This window comes from Arthrobacter sp. P1_B11 (assembly GCF_056406715.1).
Genome location: NZ_JBFTZQ010000042.1, coordinates 1 through 17,890 on the forward strand (window position 1 = coordinate 1; position 17,890 = coordinate 17,890).

Sequence of the window (17,890 nt, forward strand, 5' to 3'; positions counted from 1 at the left end):
AATCAATCCCACCGAGAACGCCCAGACGCTGAAGCTGTTCCAGGACGGAAAGCTCGACGGCGCGTGGCTGCCGGAGCCGTGGGCCTCCCGCCTGGTGCTCCAGGCCGGCGCGAAGGTCCTGGTCGATGAGAAGGACCTGTGGGACGGGTCGCTGACGGGCAAGCCGGGCGGGTTCCCCACCACCATCCTGATCGTGAACAAAAAGTTCGCCGCCGAGCACCCGCAGACCGTCGAAGGGCTGCTGAAGGGCCACGCCCAAGCGGTGAAGTGGCTCAATGACACTCCCGCCGCGGAAAAGGCCGCCAAGGTCAACGCGGCCCTGAAACAGGACGCCGGCAAGGCGCTCCCGCAGGACGTCATCGACCGGTCCCTGAAGAACATCGTGTTCACCGTTGACCCGCTGGCCGGAGCCTTCAACAAGCTGCTGCAGGACGGCGTGGACGCCGGCACCACCAAACAGGCCGACCTCAACGGCATCTTCGATCTCCGGGCACTAAACGCGGTGACCGACGACAAGGCATCCGCAGCGGGGCTGGGCCTGGACTAGCCCAACCGGCTTCACCGCACACCAAGCTCCACGCACCACGAACAAAGGACGGGACCATGCCAGTCGTACTGGAAAACCTGGGCAAGCGCTTCGGCGAAGGCGCCCCGGTGCTGGACGACGTCAACGCCACCATCGGCAAGGGCGAGTTCGTCGCCCTCCTCGGTGCGTCCGGCTGCGGCAAGTCCACCCTGCTGAACATCATGGCGGGACTGGAGGTCCCGACGTCGGGCGCTCTTGAGGTGCCCAGCGACGGCGCCGCGTTCATGTTCCAGGACGCCGCCCTGTTCCCGTGGCTCACAGCCCGGGAGAACGTCGAGCTCGCGCTGAAACTGCGCGGCGTCGGCAAGGCCGAGCGCCGCACGAAAGCCGATGAACTGCTGGACCTGGTGCACCTCGCGGAGGCCGGCGACAAGCGCCCGCACGAGCTCTCCGGCGGCATGCGCCAGCGTGTGGCCCTGGCGCGTTCGCTCGCGCAGGACCGCCAGCTGCTGCTCATGGACGAGCCGTTCGCTGCCCTGGACGCCATCACCCGCGACCTGCTCCATGACGAACTCGAACGCATCTGGAAGGAAACCGGGCGCACCATCGTGTTTGTGACGCACAACGTCCGCGAAGCCGTCCGGCTGGGCCAGCGCGTGCTCCTGCTGTCCTCCCGGCCCGGCCGCGTGGTGCAGGAATGGAACGTCACCGAAGAACACCGTACCGACGCCGGTCTTGCCGGACAGCTGACCGGGGTCATCACCGCCCGGCTGCGAGAGGAGATCCGCCGCCATGCCAAGTAACCCGACCCCTGTGGCAGAAGAGAAGCCGGCGGTCCTCCCTGACGAGGCCCCGGTGTCGGCAGGCTCAGCCACCGGTTCCACAAAAATCCATGCGGCCCTGACCCGTTCCTCCACCGGTTCCGCAGACCTGCGCGAACTCGAATCCGGGCTCGACTCGCTGCAGTCGGACGCCATCCGCAAGGCGCGTGTCGACTGGAGCCGCATCCTGCTGCCGGTGGCCGCCCTTGTGGTGCTCATCATCATCTGGCAGTTCTACGTCTCGCTGGGCCTCAAGCGCCGCGACCAGGTGCCCGGACCGATGGACGTGCTGGAGCAGTTCGGCACGCTGTGGGCTGAGGGATCGCTCCAGGAGGCCGTGTGGACCTCGTTGCAGCGCGGGATCATGGGCTTCCTGATCAGCGTGGTGATCGCGACGCCGATCGGCCTGCTGCTGGCCCAGGTGGCTCCGCTGCGCAGGGCGTTCGGGCCCCTCATCTCCGGGCTTCAGGTCCTGCCGTCCGTGGCGTGGGTGCCCGCGGCCATCATCTGGTTCGGCCTCACCGACGCCACCGTGTACTTCGTGGTTTTCATGGGCGCCATCCCGTCCATCATCAATGGCCTGATCTCCGGCGTGGACCAGATCCCGCCGCAGTACCGCAGCGTAGGCACAGTTTTGGGTGCGTCCCGGTTTCAGATGGCGGTGCAGATCATCCTGCCGGCCGCATTGCCGGGCTACCTGAGCGGGCTCAAGCAGGGCTGGGCATTTTCCTGGCGGTCGCTCATGGCCGCGGAAATCATCGCCGTGGGCGGCACCATCGGCTTCGGCCTCGGCTCCATGCTGAACCAGGGCCGCGACCTCGCGGACATGACCATCGTGATGTCCGCAATCCTGCTGATCCTCGCCGTGGGCATCCTGATCGAGCTGCTCGTCTTCGCGCCCATCGAGAAGCGCCTGCTCCAGCGCCGCGGCCTCCTGGCCGGCAGCACGCGCTAAGCGCGTCCGCACTGACCCAACAAGAAAGCCCGACGGCGATACTCGCCGTCGGGCTTTCCGCTGTCCTTTGTCCTGGCACCGTCGCACCCTTGTTCCACCGATGCAGCGTGCCTACACTCACGACAAGGCCGGCAGCCGGCCCGATCCCACAACTGTTCAGGAGGTAGCCGTGGCACCAAAATTTGGCTTGCTGGCACTGGTCGAGGCCAAGCCCGGGAAGGAACAGGAAGTTTGGGACTTCCTCAACGGAGGCCGCGAGATAGTACTCGGCGAGCCTGGCACGAGGACCTGGTACGCGTTCCGGGTCAGCGAGAACACGTTCGGCATTTTCGACACTTTTGACACCGAGGAGGACCGGCAGGCCCACCTCAACGGGGCCATTCCTGCCGCCCTGGGCCAACATGGCCCGTCCCTGCTCGCCAAGGATCCGGACATCCGGCCGATCGAACTTATCGCCGTGAAGTAGCGGCCCGCGCGGGGCGGGGGCGGCTCTACGCCGCGACCGCCCCTATGTGACGCAGCGTTACCTTACGTGAACTGGTGTTTCCGCCGCCGTTGTTGGTGAATGTGACCCGGCCCTACCGTTGATTCATGGCAATTCAGGACATCTACCCAACGGCACTGCGCCTGCTCGGCCGCCCTGTGCTGGTGGTGGGCGGCGGACCCGTGGCCACGCGCCGCGCCAAGGGCCTACTCGACGCCGGTGCACGGGTCACCGTGGTGGCCCCGGTTGCCTCAGCCGCGCTCCAGGAACTCGCCGACGCCGGCCTGCTCACCTGGGTACCGCGCGCCTACTCTTCCTCCGACGTCGACGGCGCGTGGTTCGTTCAGACCGCCACTGGCGATTCCGCCGTGGACTCGCAGGTTTCTGCCGATGCCGAGGCGCAGCGCATCTGGTGCGTCAACGCCTCCGACCACGAAGCTTCGGCTGCCTGGACCCCCGCCGTCGCCGTGGTGGACGACGTCAAGATCGCCGTCAACGCCGGCGGAGACCCGCGCCGCGCGATGGCCCTGCGTGACGCCGTCGCTACGGCCCTGGAAACCGGTGACCTGCCGCTCCGCCGGCGCCGGGCGACTGCCGGCTCCGTGGCCCTCGTGGGCGGCGGCCCCGGCGACACCGGCCTCATCACCGTCCGCGGCCGCAGGCTCCTGGGCCAGGCCGATGTTGTGGTGGCAGACCGCCTCGGCCCCCGCGAACTGCTCAACGAACTTGCCCCCGATGTGCGCGTGATCGAGGTGGGCAAGACGCCCGGCAACCATCCCGTGCCGCAGGCCGAGATTAACCGCATCCTCGTCGACGAGGCCCTCGCCGGACACCGCGTGGTGCGCCTCAAGGGCGGCGACCCCTACGTCCTGGGCCGCGGCGGCGAGGAAGCGGAGTTCTGCCGGCAGCACGGCGTCGAGGTTGAAGTGGTTTCGGGCGTCACATCCGCGATCTCCGTCCCGGCCGCCGCAGGCATTCCGGTAACGCACCGCGGCCTGGCCAAGGGCTTCAGCGTGGTCACCGGCCACGAGGAACTGTCCGAGGTCCCGGCCCGCGCAGACCATACCGTGGTGCTCCTCATGGGAGTGGGCCAGCTGCGCGAATCGGCGTCCGCCCTGGGCAAAGCCGGACTGCCGGGGGACACTCCGGTTGGTATTGTGGAAAACGGCTACCTGCCGAACCAGCGCGTGACGATTGGCACCCTCGGGTCCATCGCCGACCAGGCCGAGGCCACCGGCGTCGCGAATCCTGCCGTGATCGTGATCGGTGACGTTGTCCGCGTGAGCCCCTTTGCGCCGTCGCACTTCAAGACCGCTGACTACAGCACCACCAGCCCCAATAAGCCCCGCACCACCCGCGTTCTCACCCCGTAAAGCCCGTCGATTGCTCCATAACTGCCGTTATCAAGCCTCAGAAGGGCAGTTGTGGAGCAACGGATGCAGAAGAAAAGGAACACAGCCGTGTCATCAAGCACCACCGTAGGTTCTGCCGAACGTCCACTGCGCGTCGCCGTCGTGGGCTCCGGCCCGGCCGGCGTCTACGCTGCGGACATCCTCACCAAGAGCGAAGCCGTCAAGAGCGGCGAGCTGACCGTGAGCATCGACCTCTTTGACCGCTACCCGGCGCCCTACGGACTGATCCGCTACGGCGTGGCCCCGGACCACCCGCGCATCAAGGGCATCGTCAATGCCCTGCACAAGGTCCTGGACCGCGGCGACATCCGCTTCTTCGGCAACGTGGACTACGGCACGGACCTCTCCATCGAGGACCTGCGCACCCACTACGACGCCGTCATCTTCGCCACCGGCGCCATCAAGGACGCCGACCTGAACATCCCGGGCATCGAGCTTGAGGGCTCCTACGGCGGCGCGGACTTCGTTTCCTGGTACGACGGCCACCCGGACGTGTCCCGCGAATGGCCGCTGGACGCCAAGGAAATCGCCGTGATCGGCAACGGCAACGTGGCGCTTGACGTGGCCCGCGTCCTCTCAAAGCACGCTGATGACCTCCTCGTCTCCGAAATCCCGGACAACGTCTACGCCGGCCTGAAGTCCTCGCCCGTCACGGACGTCCACGTCTTCGGCCGCCGCGGCCCGGCCCAGGTCAAGTTCACCCCGCTGGAACTCCGCGAACTGTCCCACTCCAAGGACGTGGACATCATCCTGTACCCGGAGGACTTCGAGTTCGACGAGGAATCGGACCGCCAGATCCAGAGCAACAACCAGACCAAGACCATGGTGGGCACGCTCACCAACTGGATCGCCGAGCAGCCCGAGGACCTCTCAGAGCTCAAGGCCTCCCGCCGCCTGCACCTGCACTTCCTGCACAGCCCGGTGGAAATTTACGACGACGCCGCGAACCCCGGGCGCGTCAGCGGCATGAAGTTTGAACGCACCGAGCTGGACGGCACGGGCAACGCCCGCGGCACCGGCGAATACGTCGACTACCCCGTGCAGGCCGTCTACCGCGCAATCGGCTACTTCGGTTCGGCCCTGCCGGAGGTCGAGTTCGACCACAAGAAGGGCGTCGTCCCGAACGCCGGCGGCCGCGTCCTGGACGCGTCCGGCGAGCACGTCCCGGGCATCTACGCCACCGGCTGGATCAAGCGCGGTCCCGTGGGCCTCATCGGCCACACCAAGGGCGACGCCCTCGAAACCGTGACGTACCTGCTGGAAGACCGTGAAAACCTGCCGGTGGCCGAGGCGCCCGCCGCAAGCGCCGTCGTCGACCTTCTCGAAAGCCGCGGCGTGGAGTACACCAGCTGGGAAGGCTGGCTGGCACTGGACGCGCACGAGCTTGCCCTGGGCGCCGAGGCCACGGCGGCCGGCGGATCGCACGGCGTACAGGTCAAGCGCGAGCGCATCAAGGTTGTGCCCCGCGAGGACATGGTGTCCATCTCCCGCGACGGGGTCGCCGCCAGCGTCTAGCTCTCTACACAACGCGGGGTCACTCACCGCCCGTTCCATTCGGATCACCGGGCGTAGAGTGACCCCGCGTTGTGCTTAACGTCCGGCTAGCGGCCAGCCCCGCCGGCGGCCATGAGTTCGAGCCGCTTCAGGGTTTCCCGGTTCCGCACCGAGATCAGGGGATCCCGCACTACTTTGGGCACGGCCAGGCCGGGACCTCTGACGGCGTCTTCGGCAATCGAGACGCGGCATTGGGTCCCCTGGTCCTCCAGCGTGATGACCACCTTCGCCTCGCCCAAGGGCCAGCCGCGGGCCATCAGTTCCAGTGACTTCCCTGGATCAACGGCCGTCACCTTGGTGGAGTCGTTGATGATCAGGGGCCATGCGCCCACGGAATGATGCAAGCGTGCGCCAACCTTGGGCCAGTGCGCGTCGACGGAGCGGATCCGCGAGGCGCCGACAACCCAGCCGGAGTACAGCCAGCCATCGGCGATCACCTTCCAGACGTCCGGTGCCGGGGAATTGAAGACCTGCGTGACGGTTGACATGGGTTTCCTCTCGAGGGGCGGCGGGGTGTGCTGCTGGGTTGTTGTGTCAGCCGCGGTTTTCCGGGCGTCGGGCTGCCCTGGCGCGGTCCCGCGGGCGGTTCGGTAGGAACGTTCCCGGAGGCGCCGCGCCCACGGGTAGGTCCCGGCTCCCGGCAGCGGGTGTTCGAGCGGGTCGAAGCGGATGGTGGTGTCGTCGGGCCCGGGGACGGCCCGCAGCCGGAGGGTCCCCGCGTGGACCCACCGGCCGGCGGGTTTGGCGAAGGAGAGCGCCAGGACCCAGTCGCCCGCGATGAGGGCGTCCCTGAAGTCTGCGCCGGTTTCGGCGCGGCCGGTGGCGCCCGGAGGCAGTGAAAGCGTGCGCAACCCCAGCAGGACCGGGCCGTTCGCACCCTTGTAGGGCATCAGCGTGGTGAATCTGGCGGCACCGACGTCGAGCTTGGGAAGCAGCGCATACCGCGCCGGAAAGCCCCAGCCGGTCGATGCGAAGAGAATATCCGCCGGCTGGCCGCCGGCAGTACCCTCGGAGGCGGCGCCGATGCGGAGGGCGAGGCCAAGAATGTCGGGCAGCGCTTCCGGCAGGCCCACCGAGCGGGAAAAACGGGCCTGCACCTGTTCACTGCCGGCAGCGTCGAGCCAGCTGATTCCGCTGTGCGTACCCTGGAGCCCGCCGGCAGCGTGTTCGTCCATGCCATGCCGCGACAGCTCGCCGACAAGGCCGAGGCCGTGGGGATGGATCGGACGGAGAGGGCGTACTGCCTTGATCGCCTTGAAGACAGCGGCGAAGGCCTGCCCTGCCAGCGCGCTTGCCCCGCCTGCCGGTCTGCGTGTCTGCGTCATTCGAGCCCTCCTCAGGGATTACCCGTCACATCCTGCCAAACCGTGACCGGACCAAGGCAAAAACGCCGTAGCAAATGAAGCCGGCGCCGATCGCCAGGAGCAGGTAGGGGCCGTAGGCGTGCTCGCGCAGGGCCTTGAGGCTGCCGTCCAGTCCGGTGGATTCTTCCGGGGTGTGCTTGGCGGCGGCGATCACGAAGAGCAGCCCGGCAAGGTTCAGTGCGATGCCTTTTGCCACATGGCCGGTGACGCCCAGGGAATCAATGACCTTCCCGCGGCGGGTGCCGTCAAAATGAAAGAGCTCCTCCTTGAACCCCCGCCGGACTCCTTTCACAATGAAGTAGACGCCCACGCCCATGACGGTGAGGCCCAGCGCGCTGAGCGCCACGGCGCCAAACGGGGCATTGAGGAGCGCCGTGCTGACGTCCTTCGTTGATTCACCCGAGTCACCGCGCAGGCCCAACGCAAAGCCGCCGAAGCTCAACGCCACGCTGCCGTAGGCGATGGCCAGGAAGCCCGAGGAGATGTTTTTGCCGATTCGTTCCTTGCGCGGGAGATGGCGTGCCCGGAGTGTCGCCTCGCTGAGTTGCCACAGGGCCAGGCCGATGCAGGCGACCGTTCCTGCCCACATGACGGCGGGTCCCCAGGCGTTGGCGGCCAGTTGCTCGATCGCCCCGGTGGCTTCGGCCTGCCCTGGCTGGCCGAGGGCCAGCGCGATCGCGATGCCGCCGATGACGACGTGGAGCAGTGCCATGACGGCAAACCCTGAACGCGCGACGACGTCAAGCGCCTTGGTGTTCGACGCAGCCTCTGCGGCGTCGGCCGCCTCTCCGATGGGGGTTGTGCTGTCCGTCATTCCCGTATCAGCCGTTCATGGGTCCCTCGGCATGGACCTTGCTGGCTCCCTCACCCGTCAATTTCACAGTGCAGCGCACCACAAGGTTGTCCGGCGCGGTGTCGATGTCCACCAGGGCGTCACCGGCGCTGAGGATGGTGAAGACCTCCGAGCCGGGCTCCACGTCAAAGCCCTTGGACCGTGCAGCCTGCCGGGCGTTTTCCAGCGCTTCATGGCGGAGCCCGTCCACATAGACTTGGTCGTCCTCGCGGGCAGAGTCGCCGAAGGCCCAGCCGAACAATGTTCCCGTTGCTTCCATGGCGTTGATTTTACGCACAAAGCCGGCGCTATTACGGGCTTCCGTAACATTAGTAAGTGTGCTTACCATACTTGCACCATGACTTTGGTGCGGCGGCCGTCCGCAGGAAGAGCCTGAGGGCGGCAAAGCCATCTTTTCCATCTTCAGGTTCCGATTTCTACGTTAGGAAGCACATCATGGCAGGAAATCTACTGGCCCGCTCTGTTCACGATCTGACGGCGGCCGCATGGTTCGGCGGCTCGCTGATGGGTGCCATCGGCCTCAACGGGGCCGCGGCGGAAGCCAAGGACCCCGCCGAACGAACACGGCTGTCCAGCCTTGGCTGGATGAAGTGGGCGCCCATTCAAACCGCTGCCTTTGCCACTCACCTTGTCGCGGACCTGGCCATCGCCTGGGAGAACAGGGAGCGGATCGCCAAGCAGGACAGCGTGGGCGCCGACACCATCTACAAGACGGCAGTCACGCTGGCGGGTGCGGCCGTCACCTTGTATGCGGGCATCCTGGGCAAGAAGGTCGAAAAACTGGCGGACGAGGGGGCGGAAGGCGCCACCGAGCCCCGGCGCGGAGCATCGGACAAGTTGCAGGCAGCCCAGAAGCAGCTGAAGGTGCTGCAGTGGACCATCCCGGCATTCGCGGCATGGGTCATCGTCCTCGGTGCCAAGCACGGTGAGATGCAGCGGCCCAAGAATGTTTTCAAGGGCCTTCGGTAACGGCGGTCTATTCTTTGCCTGAACGCACGACCTGACTGAATATACGACGGCGGGCGGGCACCTAAAGTGCCCACCCGCCATCCTGCGTGGGAACAGTTCCGCCCACCGCAGGGCGCCGTGTCTACGTGGGCTGGCTGTTGAGCGGCGGCAGGTCCGGGTTGAGCGGTTCGAGACTGGGATCCTCCGCCGTCCACACCTGGATGACCGCCCAGATTACGGCTGCCAGCGGCACGGACAGCACTGCGCCGATGATGCCGGCGAGGATGGTGCCGGCCGTCAGGGCCATGAGGATGACCAGCGCGTGGAGCTGGAGTGACTTGCCCATGACGACCGGCTGCAGCAGATCGCCTTCGAGCTGGTTGACCGCGATCACCACCGCGACGACGATCAGGGCGACGACCGGCCCGTTGGCCACCAGGGCCACCAGCGCGGCGAGGATCCCGGCCACGGTGGCGCCCACCAGCGGGATGAACGCCGTGATAAAGACGATGATGGCCAAGGGGATGGCCAGCGGCACCTGCATGATCAGCAGCGCGGCGCCGATCGCCACCGTATCCACGAGCGCCACGATGGCGGTTCCCCTGACATAGCCGCCCAGGACTTCCAGGGTGCGCTGGCCCGCCCGGCGAAGCCTGGCCTCCCGGTGACCGGAGAAGGGCCGCAGGATGAAGTTCCAGATCCTGGCGCCGTCCTTGAGGAAGAAAAACAGGATCACCACCACGAGGCTCGCGCCGGCGAAGAACTCGGTCACCACGGAGAGGCCGGACAGGGCGCCGGAGCGGACCTGGCTGCTCGTGGCGAACTGGACCGCACCCTCCCTCGCCTGGTTCAGCTGCTCGCGGTCAATAGGGAGGGGGCCGGAGAGAAGGAACTTTTCAAGTTCGTCCAGTCCGGAGGAGGCTTGCTGCACGAGCTCGCCCCACTGGCTTCGGACCGAAAAGAAAATGACCGTGGCAACGCCGGCGAGCACCAGGAGCAGCGCCACGAAGGCCAGGCCGGTGGCCGCGCCGCCGGGCATGCCGCGGCGCCGCAGCACATTCACAAAGGGGCCGATGGCGGCGGCGAGGATCAGTGCGATCACCACCGGAATGACCAGGAGGCGGATCTGCAGGAGGCCGTAGATGGATACCACGGCGACGGCCAGCACCAGCAGCACCTGCGCGCTGCGGATGCCGACCCTGCCAAGTCCGTCGCCCCACAGTTCGCGGGGTGGCCTCTGTTCCCGTGCCGGCCTTTCAGGCCGGTTGCGCCGGACAGATGCCTCTGGTCCGGGTGTTTGGGTGCCTCCCGCTTGCGGGCTGGGCATCTGCTGCCCCGGTGGTGCTTGCTGCTCGGACTCTTGTGCTGCTCGGGCCATGGGAACTCCTAGTCGTCAGCGGGCACACGGCAGCATTGGACTCCCTGCGGTGACTCCCCGTCTCGGGTAGTAAGCCTACTGATCGGTTTGGCGATGGCGAAACCCCGGCAGGGTTGGAACCCGGCTTCAGAACTCGGCGTTGACGAAACCGATGACGATGGCCGTCCACCAGCAGACCTGCGAAATCGTCAGGCAGGCGAGCATATGGAAGCGCTGGCCGGGGGTCAGCGCCCCGAACGTGGTGGTGGGCGGCATGACGAGCAGGCGGCGCATGAGGGGGATCAGCATGATGCCGTTCAGGATCAGGATCAGTACGGCGGCAAGTTTGATCACCGTCAGCGGATTGTTCAGGTGCGGGCTGAGAAACGCGCCGGTGAACAGCATGGCGGTGATGCCCACCCAGATCAGCGGGCTGGCGGCGTCGTCCAGCCGGATGGTTTCGGAGAGTTCGCGTTTGCCGATGAGCCACAGAAAGCCGTGCCAGTCCACCAACAGGATGGCGCCAAAAGCCAGGACCATCGCGAGGATGTGTGCGGCAATGGCCAGGACGTGGAGCGGCCCCTGGAGGGTCACGGACGTTCCCACCATGACGGCGAGTGACCAGGTCACGAAGGCAGCCACGCAGAGGATGCCGACCAGCCGGCGGGACGACTTGTGTGATTTCGGCCGCACGCGCCTGCCCGCGGAGCGGCCGGCCGATGCACTGTACGCCACGGGATACCTCCAACTGCCTGAAGGACTTTGTCCGCGGCCGTCCCGGTATTGACGGAGGGTAAACCGCTGGTTCGAGCATCAGTCCGTGGCATTGGAAAAACCTTGGAAAAACCCTAGAAAAACATCGCAGCCCCCCACATCTGGGGGAGTCATGCCCGCGGGCGGGGGCTTCGGTGTTAATCCCGCAGCCACTCGGCGCAAGAATTAAGGTTCCGGTTCACGCTGGCCACGGCGGCATCGCCGTCGTGCGCCTCGATGGCGTCCACGAGTTCGCCGTGGCCCTCATGCGGCAGGCCGTCGAAGCCGCCACGGCGCTGCTGCTTCAGCAGGTCGTTGTGGAAAACCTCGCCGAAGCTGACATAGAGCTCGTGCAGCAGCGGGTTGCCGGAGGCGTGGGCCACGCGCTCGTGGAAGCCCCAGTCCGCTCCGGCCCACCCGGCGTAGTCGGCTGCCTTCCAGGCCACATCGCGCTCGGCGAGCAGCGCGCGCATGGCGGCGACGTCGTCGGCCGTGGCGTTCCTGGCCGCGAGGCGTGCCGCCTGGGTGTCCAGTCCCAGCCGGACCTCGAGGATGTGCTCCTGGGTGTGGTCCTGGTACATGCGGCGGGCTGCCCCGGAAATCTCGCTCGTGGCGCGGACATAGGTGCCGTCGCCGCGGCGGACCTCCAGCATCCCGCTGTGGGCCAGGGCCTTGACCGCTTCGCGCAGCGTCCCGCGGGATACGCCCAGGCCTGCCATCAGTTCGGTCTCGGAGGGGATCCGCTGCTGAAGCGGCCACTCGCCGGAGTGGATCATCTCCCGGAGTTTGGCCGTGATTTCGTCGGCCAGCGGCTGGCGGTGCGAGGTGCTCAGAGTCACGGCGGCTAACCTTTCGTCTTGGCCGTGAGGAGGTGCACCACGACGATCTGGGCCAGCGCGATGGCCAGCAGCAGCGCCAGTGGCAGCGTCCAGCCGCCCGTCGCGCTGTGCAGCAGGCCCATTCCGAACGGCCCCACGGTAGCCAGAAGATAGCCGGTGGACTGCGCCAGAGTGGACAGGGCTGTGGTCTCGGCTGTGTCCCGCCCGCTGCGGCTGATCATCACCATGACCAGCGGAAAGATGCCGAGCCCGAAGCCGAGCAGCACCGCGGGGACGGCCGCCAGGGAAACGGGCAGTACCAGGAGCGCGGCCACCCCGATGAGCATGGTGACGCTGACCACGTAAAAGGCGGGGCGCAGCATCCGGGGGCGGGACCCGACGGCGATCAGCACCATGCCCGCCGGAACGGACACCAGCTGCATGAGTCCGAACATCAGGCCGCTCTCAGCCGCGCTGAGTCCCATGGTGGTCAGCATGTAGGGGAACCAGCTCAGCAGTGCGTAGGCCAGCAGGGCCTGCAGCGTGAAGGTCGCCGTGAGCAGCACGCCTTTCCGGGTCCGGAGCAGCGGCCAGGGCGAAACGTGGGCGGAGGTTCCCCGGACGCTGTTGCGGTGCGCATGCAGCGCCACGGGCACGAACCCCAGGAACGCTGCCACGCCGAGAATCCCGATGGCGCCGACTCCCGCCGACGGTGATCCAAGCACCTGGGCCAGCGGCACCACGACCACGGCCGTGACGGTGGCGCCAGTGGTCATGGTCACGGTGTACAGCGCCGTCATGAGAGAGGTGCGGTCGGCAAAATGCTCGCGGATGAAAGAGGGCATGGCGACATTGCAGACCGCCAGGCCGGACATGCCCAGCACCGTGCCGGCCACCAGCATGCCGGTGGACGGGATGCCGCGCACCAGCAGCCCCGCAGCCAGCATTCCGAGGGAGAGCAGGATGGACTTCTCAACGCCGATCCGGCCCGTAAGCCACGACGTTGCCGCCCCCGCCACCGCGAAACACAGCGTGGGGATGGAGGGGATGACCGAAGCAACCAGGGGACCGTAGCCCAGCACCAGCTGAAGGTCGTGCAGCAGTGCGGAGGCGCCGGTGATTCCGGCCCGGAGGTTCAGCCCGATCAGCACCAGGGCAATGACACTGACGACGACGGCGGCGCGCGGTTTGGGCTGTCGGGCGGCGGTAGCCGGGGGAGCTGAAGAGATGGAAGCCATCCCTTAACGTTAGACGTTAGACGTTTGATGTCTAGGGTTTTGTGGTCAACCTCTCGCGGCCCTGCGTTCCCGGGGAATAGACTCGGGCCACCGACACAGTGGGCCGCTGCGGGCCGCCCATGCGAAAGGATGCCCGGCCATGACTCCCGAGGGCCTTGAAACCGAGAAGAAGTACGACGTCGATCCCGGGGCCGGGCTGCCGGCGCTTCGGGAGATCCCGGGGGTCGGACGGGTGGGCGAGGCCTCCGAGGCAGTCCTGGAAGCGGTCTATTTCGACACCGACGATCTTACGCTCGCCTCCCGGGGCATCACCCTCCGGCGCCGGACGGGCGGTGCGGACGCCGGCTGGCACGTCAAGCTGCCTGCAGAATCAGGAACGGAGTCAGCACCTCAGCAGCGCCGGGAGATTCATGCGCCCCTCGGCCAGGCCGCCGTCGTGCCCGAAAAACTGCTGGCGCATGTGTACGTTTACCTCCGCGGTGCCCAGCTGGCGCCGGCCGCCCGGCTGACGACCAAGCGCACCACCCATGCGCTGTACGGGGACGACGGCGTGCACCTGGCTGACTTCGCCGATGACAGGGTCGGGTCCGAGTCCCTGGGCGGGGCGGGACAGCACCAGGAGTGGCGCGAATGGGAACTGGAGCTCGTCCACGGCAGTGCGGAGCTTTTCGCGTCCGCCGAACCAATCCTGGCTGCGGCGGGTGCCTGGCCGGCAGCGCATAAGTCCAAACTCGGCAGGGCGCTGGGGGAGGCCTGGCCGCAGCCGTCCGGACAGCGGTCGTCCGGACAGCAGCCGTCCGGACAGCGCGGGGAAATCCCGGACGAAGAGGCGGCGGAACCGCACAAAAAGGCGAGGGACAAGAAAGAGCCCGTGTCCGGCGTCGTGACCGCGTACTTGGGCGGGCAGATCGGCGAAATCCTCGCGTGCGATCCCGGCGTGCGGCTGGAGGAACCGGACGCCGTGCACAATATGCGCACGGCCACCCGCCGCCTGCGGTCCACCCTGGCGGTCTACCGCACGCTGTTCGGTGCTGCCGCCGTCCGGAGGCTCCGTGATGAACTCCAGTGGCTCGGCCGGATCCTCGGTTCCCCCCGCGACGCCGAAGTCATGCGCGAACGGCTGCGCGCCCACGCGGCCGAACTTCCGCCGGGCCAGGCAAGCCGAGCCGTGCAGGACAGTGTGGAGCGCGAACTGGGCAACCGGTTCGACGCCGGATACCGGAAGGCTCTGGAAGTGCTCGCGGCCGACCGCTACTTCCGGCTGCTGGATGACCTCGAGGACTTCCGGGACAACCCCCCGGTTCGGCCGCCGGCGTCGGGACCCGGCGGCAAAGTGGCGGCCAAACGGGTGAAAAAGACTGTCCGGCGGCTGCGCCGCTCCCATCGGGCGGCCATGCGCGCCGTGGAGGGTGCGGCCCATGAAACCGCGCTGCACCAGGTGCGAAAGGACGCCAAGCGCCTGCGGCACGCGGCGGAATCGGTGGTGCCCCTCTATGGAAAGCGTGCGGTGAAGCTCGCCAAAGCCGCGCACCGGCAGCAGAAAATCCTCGGCGACCACCACGACAGCGTGATGGCCCGGGTCTTCCTCGGGAAACTGGGGCGTGGCCCGGAGCTGCCGGAGGCGGTGGCCGACGCCTACCGTTCGCTGCTGGAGCGGGAGGAAAGGATCGCCGCCCGCGACGAGGCCAAGTACCGCAAGGCCCGGCGAAAGGCCCGCAAGCTCCTGAAGCGCGGCGTCAACTAGGTTTGTCAGCCGGAGTGACGCGACCCCAGCCGCGAAACCGCCAGGGAGAGCCACAGCTGGACGCGGTCGGCGGTGACCGAGGGGTCGTAACCGGTGAGCTCGGTGATCTGCGCGAGCCGGTAACGGACCGTGTTCCGGTGCAGCGTGAGGGCTTCGGCGACGGCGGCCACCGAACCGTTGTTGGTCAGGTAGCTCTCCAGCGTGGTCATCAGCTCGGCGCCGTGGGCGGCGTCGAAGGTGCGGAGCGGGTTCAGCGATTCATTGGCCATGTCCGCGAGCGGCACGTCCTCGCTCGCCAGCAGCAGGGATGTCAGGCTGAGCCGCTCCGGTTCATTGACTGGCAGCCCGTGGCTGGCGGCGTCCCGGGCCTCGAAGTAGCTCCAGCGCAGGCCGTTGGGCTTGGTGTACGCACCGCCGATGCCGATGGTCGCGTGGATGCCGGCCTCGGCTAGATGGTCGCTGAGGTTCCGGGCCAGGGCCGTGGCGCCGCGGCCGTCGTCGGGCACCACGGTGATCAGGTCCTTTCCGACGACGGCGGTCACCGCCTTCTCGAGCGTCCGCGGCAGCGAGGAAGTAACCAGCTGCTTGTGGTGCGCCTCGGATCCGGCCAGCAGCACCACGTTCTTGCGGGTGCTGTTGATGCCCGTCCCCGCCAGCCGGCGGGTGGCTTCACTGGGATCCAGGGTTCCGTGAATGACGTCCTCCAGCACCTGCCCGCAGAGCGCCCGCTCGGCCTGGCGCTGCTTGACCATGTTGTTCAGCTCCACGCTGATGAGGTTTTGCGCGTAGCCGATGATGCCGGAGTCCTCGAACGGCTGCTTGACCCACAGCGTGCACGCGTCACGTCGGCCGGTGGGAATGGGATAGGACGCCCACGAGTGCGCCACCGGAGGCTCGGAGCCGCTGTTGTACAGCTGGGCCGTGAACTGGGTCAGGACAATTTCCGTGCGCAGCATGCCGCCCAGGTGCCTCAGCAGTTCGGCCAGCCCGCCGCCGGTGAGCAGCGCCCGCGCCAGAATCTGGTGACCGGCAATCAGGCGTTCCAGCTTGGAATAGTGGTCGGCCGACTGCGCGTCCGCCACGAGCTTGCCGATGGCGATGAAGGGCGTCTTATAGGGGACTTCGACTACCGGAAGCCCCCATCGGTTCGCTTCCGCGACCAAAGCCGGCGGAACGGCGTCGTGGGTTAATCCCACACCGAAGCCGATCCCCACCGCGCCGGCGCGCTGGACCTGGCGGACGAAGCGTCGCTGCTCGGGTGCGCTGCGCAGGCGCATGCCGGTGGTGAGCACCAGCTCACCGCCGTTGAGGAAGCGCTGCGGATCCTCCTGCTCGGTGACGGCAACCCAGTGGATGTCCTGGTGGGAGGTGGTCTCGGCGAGGCCGGATTTCTTCAGCCCAAGGGACTGCACGGCCAGCAACGCGGCGAGGGAGATTGCCATGCATCAAGCGTAGCCGGAGGCTGGCCGATCGCACTAAAACCCCGGCCGGAGGGTGTGCAGGTGGCTATTCCCCGGCTTGCCGCGCTGACATAGGCTCGGAGCAGCTGCATCACATCATTCAGTACGAAAGAGGTTGTACACCGTGGTTCAAACCTTGCAGAACTTCATCAACGGCGAGTTCGTCACGCCCGCCGGCACCGGACTGCTTGACATCGTGAATCCCGCGACCGGTGACGTGGTGGCCAAGTCGCCCATCTCCGTCGCGGCGGACGTCGACGCCGCCATGGCTGCCGCCAAGGACGCCTTCAAGACCTGGAAGCACACCACACCCGGACAGCGCCAGCTCATGCTCCTCAAGCTCGCAGATGCCGTCGAGGCCAACAGCGACGAACTTGTCGATGCCCAGCACCGCAACACCGGGCAGGTCCGCTCCCTGATCGCGTCCGAGGAAGTTGCCGCCGGCGCCGACCAGCTGCGCTTCTTCGCCGGCGCCGCCCGCATTCTCGAAGGCAAGTCGGCAGGCGAGTACTTCGAGGGCCACACCTCCTTCGTGCGCCGCGAACCCATCGGCGTCGTGGCCCAGGTTGCGCCCTGGAACTACCCGTTCCTGATGGCCATCTGGAAGATCGGCCCCGCGCTCGCCGCCGGCAACACGGTGGTCCTGAAGCCTTCCGACACCACGCCCGAATCCACGCTGGTGCTGGCGAAGCTGGCCAAGGACATCTTCCCGGCCGGCGTCCTCAACGTCATCCTGGGCACCGGGGAAACCGGCGCCATGATGGTGGAGCACAAGGTCCCGGGCCTGGTATCCATCACCGGCTCCGTCCGTGCCGGCATTGCCGTTGCCTCCGGCGCCGCCAAGGGCCTCAAGCGGGCCCACCTGGAGCTGGGCGGCAAGGCCCCGGCCATCGTGTTCAAAGACGCCGACATCAAGAAGAGTGCGGCGGCCATCGCAGAGTTCGCCTTCTTCAACGCCGGCCAGGACTGCACCGCCATCACACGCGTGCTGGTCGAGGATTCGGTGCACGACGACGTCGTGGCGGCAATGGTGGAACATACCAAGACGCTGCACACCGGTTCGCAGAACGACGAAGACAACTACTTCGGCCCGCTGAACAACGTCAACCACTTCAACGCGGTCAGCGCCGTGGTGGAGTCGCTGCCGGAGAACTGCCAGATTGAGACCGGCGGACACCGTGCCGGGGACAAAGGCTTCTTCTTCGAGCCCACCATCATCACGGGCGCCAAACAGACCGATGACATCGTGCAGAAGGAAACCTTCGGCCCCGTCATCACCGTGCAGAAGTTCAGCACGGAGGCCGAGGCCGTGGAGCTGGCCAACGACGTCGAGTACGCCCTGGCCTCCAGCGTCTGGACCTCAGACCACGGCACCGCCATGCGGCTCAGCCGCGACCTGGACTTCGGTGCGGTCTGGATCAACACCCACATCCTGCTCACCGCCGAAATGCCCCACGGCGGGTTCAAACAGTCCGGCTACGGCAAGGACCTCTCCATGTACGGCGTCGAGGACTACACGCGCATCAAGCACGTCATGAGTGCACTCGACTCCTAACAATTCGCTGGTTGAGCTTGTCGAAACCAAGATCTCGACAGGCTCGAT

General features: G+C 67.1%; 17 protein-coding genes. 9 read left to right on the plus strand and 8 right to left on the minus strand.

The window, feature by feature from the left end; all coding sequences use genetic code 11:
- The 6 genes from AC1D14_RS21395 to AC1D14_RS21420 form a co-directional block, all read left to right on the plus strand.
- The coding region (locus tag AC1D14_RS21395) for an ABC transporter substrate-binding protein (protein ID WP_476969147.1) at positions 1-547 on the plus strand (547 nt) is incomplete at its 5' end.
- A 56-nt stretch (positions 548-603) separates the two neighbouring features.
- Entirely contained in the window at positions 604-1,329 is a 726-nt protein-coding gene (locus AC1D14_RS21400) for an ABC transporter ATP-binding protein (protein WP_230117440.1), read from the plus strand.
- Positions 1,319-2,302 (plus strand): ABC transporter permease, encoded by a 984-nt coding sequence (locus AC1D14_RS21405; RefSeq protein WP_230117441.1) that lies wholly within the window; start codon positions 1,319-1,321, stop codon positions 2,300-2,302. The genes AC1D14_RS21400 and AC1D14_RS21405 overlap by 11 nt, the downstream gene beginning before the upstream one ends.
- A 169-nt stretch (positions 2,303-2,471) precedes the next feature.
- Positions 2,472-2,768, plus strand: coding sequence for a putative quinol monooxygenase (locus AC1D14_RS21410; RefSeq protein ID WP_230117442.1), 297 nt, complete (start codon positions 2,472-2,474; stop codon positions 2,766-2,768).
- Between the two features lie 125 nt (positions 2,769-2,893).
- Entirely contained in the window at positions 2,894-4,159 is a 1,266-nt protein-coding gene (gene cobA / locus AC1D14_RS21415) for a uroporphyrinogen-III C-methyltransferase (protein WP_230117443.1), read from the plus strand.
- 87 nt (positions 4,160-4,246) lie between these two features.
- Positions 4,247-5,713: an FAD-dependent oxidoreductase gene (locus tag AC1D14_RS21420; RefSeq protein WP_230117444.1), complete on the plus strand. Its 1,467-nt coding sequence runs from the start codon at positions 4,247-4,249 to the stop codon at positions 5,711-5,713.
- 86 nt (positions 5,714-5,799) lie between these two features.
- Here the strand turns inward: AC1D14_RS21420 and AC1D14_RS21425 are convergent, their stop codons facing one another.
- Genes AC1D14_RS21425 through AC1D14_RS21435 form a run of 3 tightly spaced genes read right to left on the minus strand, consistent with a single transcriptional unit; the run spans position 5,800 to position 8,228 of the window.
- Positions 5,800-7,077, minus strand: coding sequence for an SRPBCC family protein (locus AC1D14_RS21425; protein ID WP_476882439.1), 1,278 nt, complete (start codon positions 7,075-7,077; stop codon positions 5,800-5,802).
- Between the two features lie 25 nt (positions 7,078-7,102).
- Complete coding sequence (locus tag AC1D14_RS21430) at positions 7,103-7,930, minus strand: DUF1206 domain-containing protein (protein WP_230117446.1); 828 nt, start codon at positions 7,928-7,930, stop codon at positions 7,103-7,105.
- 7 nt (positions 7,931-7,937) lie between these two features.
- Positions 7,938-8,228 carry a hypothetical protein gene (locus AC1D14_RS21435; protein ID WP_230117447.1) on the minus strand — a complete coding sequence of 97 codons (291 nt, stop codon included), beginning with the start codon at positions 8,226-8,228 and terminating at the stop codon, positions 7,938-7,940.
- 176 nt (positions 8,229-8,404) lie between these two features.
- On the opposite strand from AC1D14_RS21435, the gene AC1D14_RS21440 reads away from it, so the two are divergent.
- Positions 8,405-8,938: an ABC transporter permease family protein gene (locus AC1D14_RS21440; RefSeq protein ID WP_230117448.1), complete on the plus strand. Its 534-nt coding sequence runs from the start codon at positions 8,405-8,407 to the stop codon at positions 8,936-8,938.
- Positions 8,939-9,059: 121 nt separating this feature from the next.
- Here the strand turns inward: AC1D14_RS21440 and AC1D14_RS21445 are convergent, their stop codons facing one another.
- From AC1D14_RS21445 to AC1D14_RS21460, 4 genes are all read right to left on the minus strand, one after another.
- The gene (locus tag AC1D14_RS21445) at positions 9,060-10,295 is read right to left on the minus strand and encodes an AI-2E family transporter (RefSeq protein WP_230117449.1); all 1,236 of its coding nucleotides are present in this window, start codon (positions 10,293-10,295) and stop codon (positions 9,060-9,062) included.
- A 126-nt stretch (positions 10,296-10,421) separates the two neighbouring features.
- On the minus strand, positions 10,422-11,009 hold the full coding sequence (locus AC1D14_RS21450) for a hypothetical protein (protein ID WP_230117450.1): 588 nt from the start codon (positions 11,007-11,009) through the stop codon (positions 10,422-10,424).
- Between the two features lie 176 nt (positions 11,010-11,185).
- Positions 11,186-11,866, minus strand: coding sequence for a FadR/GntR family transcriptional regulator (locus tag AC1D14_RS21455; RefSeq protein ID WP_230117451.1), 681 nt, complete (start codon positions 11,864-11,866; stop codon positions 11,186-11,188).
- Positions 11,867-11,871: 5 nt separating this feature from the next.
- On the minus strand, positions 11,872-13,083 hold the full coding sequence (locus AC1D14_RS21460) for an MFS transporter (RefSeq protein WP_230117452.1): 1,212 nt from the start codon (positions 13,081-13,083) through the stop codon (positions 11,872-11,874).
- 139 nt (positions 13,084-13,222) lie between these two features.
- Here AC1D14_RS21460 and AC1D14_RS21465 point away from each other — a divergent pair, with 139 nt between their 5' ends.
- Positions 13,223-14,827, plus strand: a complete 1,605-nt coding sequence (locus tag AC1D14_RS21465) for a CYTH and CHAD domain-containing protein (RefSeq protein WP_230117453.1) — start codon at positions 13,223-13,225, stop codon at positions 14,825-14,827.
- A 5-nt stretch (positions 14,828-14,832) separates the two neighbouring features.
- Here AC1D14_RS21465 and AC1D14_RS21470 read toward each other — a convergent pair whose 3' ends face one another.
- Positions 14,833-16,269, minus strand: coding sequence for a PucR family transcriptional regulator (locus AC1D14_RS21470; protein WP_230117454.1), 1,437 nt, complete (start codon positions 16,267-16,269; stop codon positions 14,833-14,835).
- 142 nt (positions 16,270-16,411) lie between these two features.
- Between AC1D14_RS21470 and AC1D14_RS21475 the strand changes: the two genes are divergently transcribed.
- Positions 16,412-17,842: an aminobutyraldehyde dehydrogenase gene (locus AC1D14_RS21475; RefSeq protein WP_230117455.1), complete on the plus strand. Its 1,431-nt coding sequence runs from the start codon at positions 16,412-16,414 to the stop codon at positions 17,840-17,842.
- Positions 17,843-17,890 lie beyond the last annotated feature (48 nt).

Coding starts and splice junctions, on each gene's coding strand:
- AC1D14_RS21400 (WP_230117440.1), top strand. CDS start 604: ATGCCAGTCGTACTGGAAAACCTGGGCAAGCGCTTCGGCGAAGGCGCC.
- AC1D14_RS21460 (WP_230117452.1), bottom strand. CDS start 13,083: ATGGCTTCCATCTCTTCAGCTCCCCCGGCTACCGCCGCCCGACAGCCC.
- AC1D14_RS21435 (WP_230117447.1), bottom strand. CDS start 8,228: ATGGAAGCAACGGGAACATTGTTCGGCTGGGCCTTCGGCGACTCTGCC.
- AC1D14_RS21440 (WP_230117448.1), top strand. CDS start 8,405: ATGGCAGGAAATCTACTGGCCCGCTCTGTTCACGATCTGACGGCGGCC.
- AC1D14_RS21465 (WP_230117453.1), top strand. CDS start 13,223: ATGACTCCCGAGGGCCTTGAAACCGAGAAGAAGTACGACGTCGATCCC.
- AC1D14_RS21470 (WP_230117454.1), bottom strand. CDS start 16,269: ATGGCAATCTCCCTCGCCGCGTTGCTGGCCGTGCAGTCCCTTGGGCTG.
- AC1D14_RS21430 (WP_230117446.1), bottom strand. CDS start 7,930: ATGACGGACAGCACAACCCCCATCGGAGAGGCGGCCGACGCCGCAGAG.
- cobA (WP_230117443.1), top strand. CDS start 2,894: ATGGCAATTCAGGACATCTACCCAACGGCACTGCGCCTGCTCGGCCGC.
- AC1D14_RS21405 (WP_230117441.1), top strand. CDS start 1,319: ATGCCAAGTAACCCGACCCCTGTGGCAGAAGAGAAGCCGGCGGTCCTC.
- AC1D14_RS21425 (WP_476882439.1), bottom strand. CDS start 7,077: ATGACGCAGACACGCAGACCGGCAGGCGGGGCAAGCGCGCTGGCAGGG.
- AC1D14_RS21445 (WP_230117449.1), bottom strand. CDS start 10,295: ATGGCCCGAGCAGCACAAGAGTCCGAGCAGCAAGCACCACCGGGGCAG.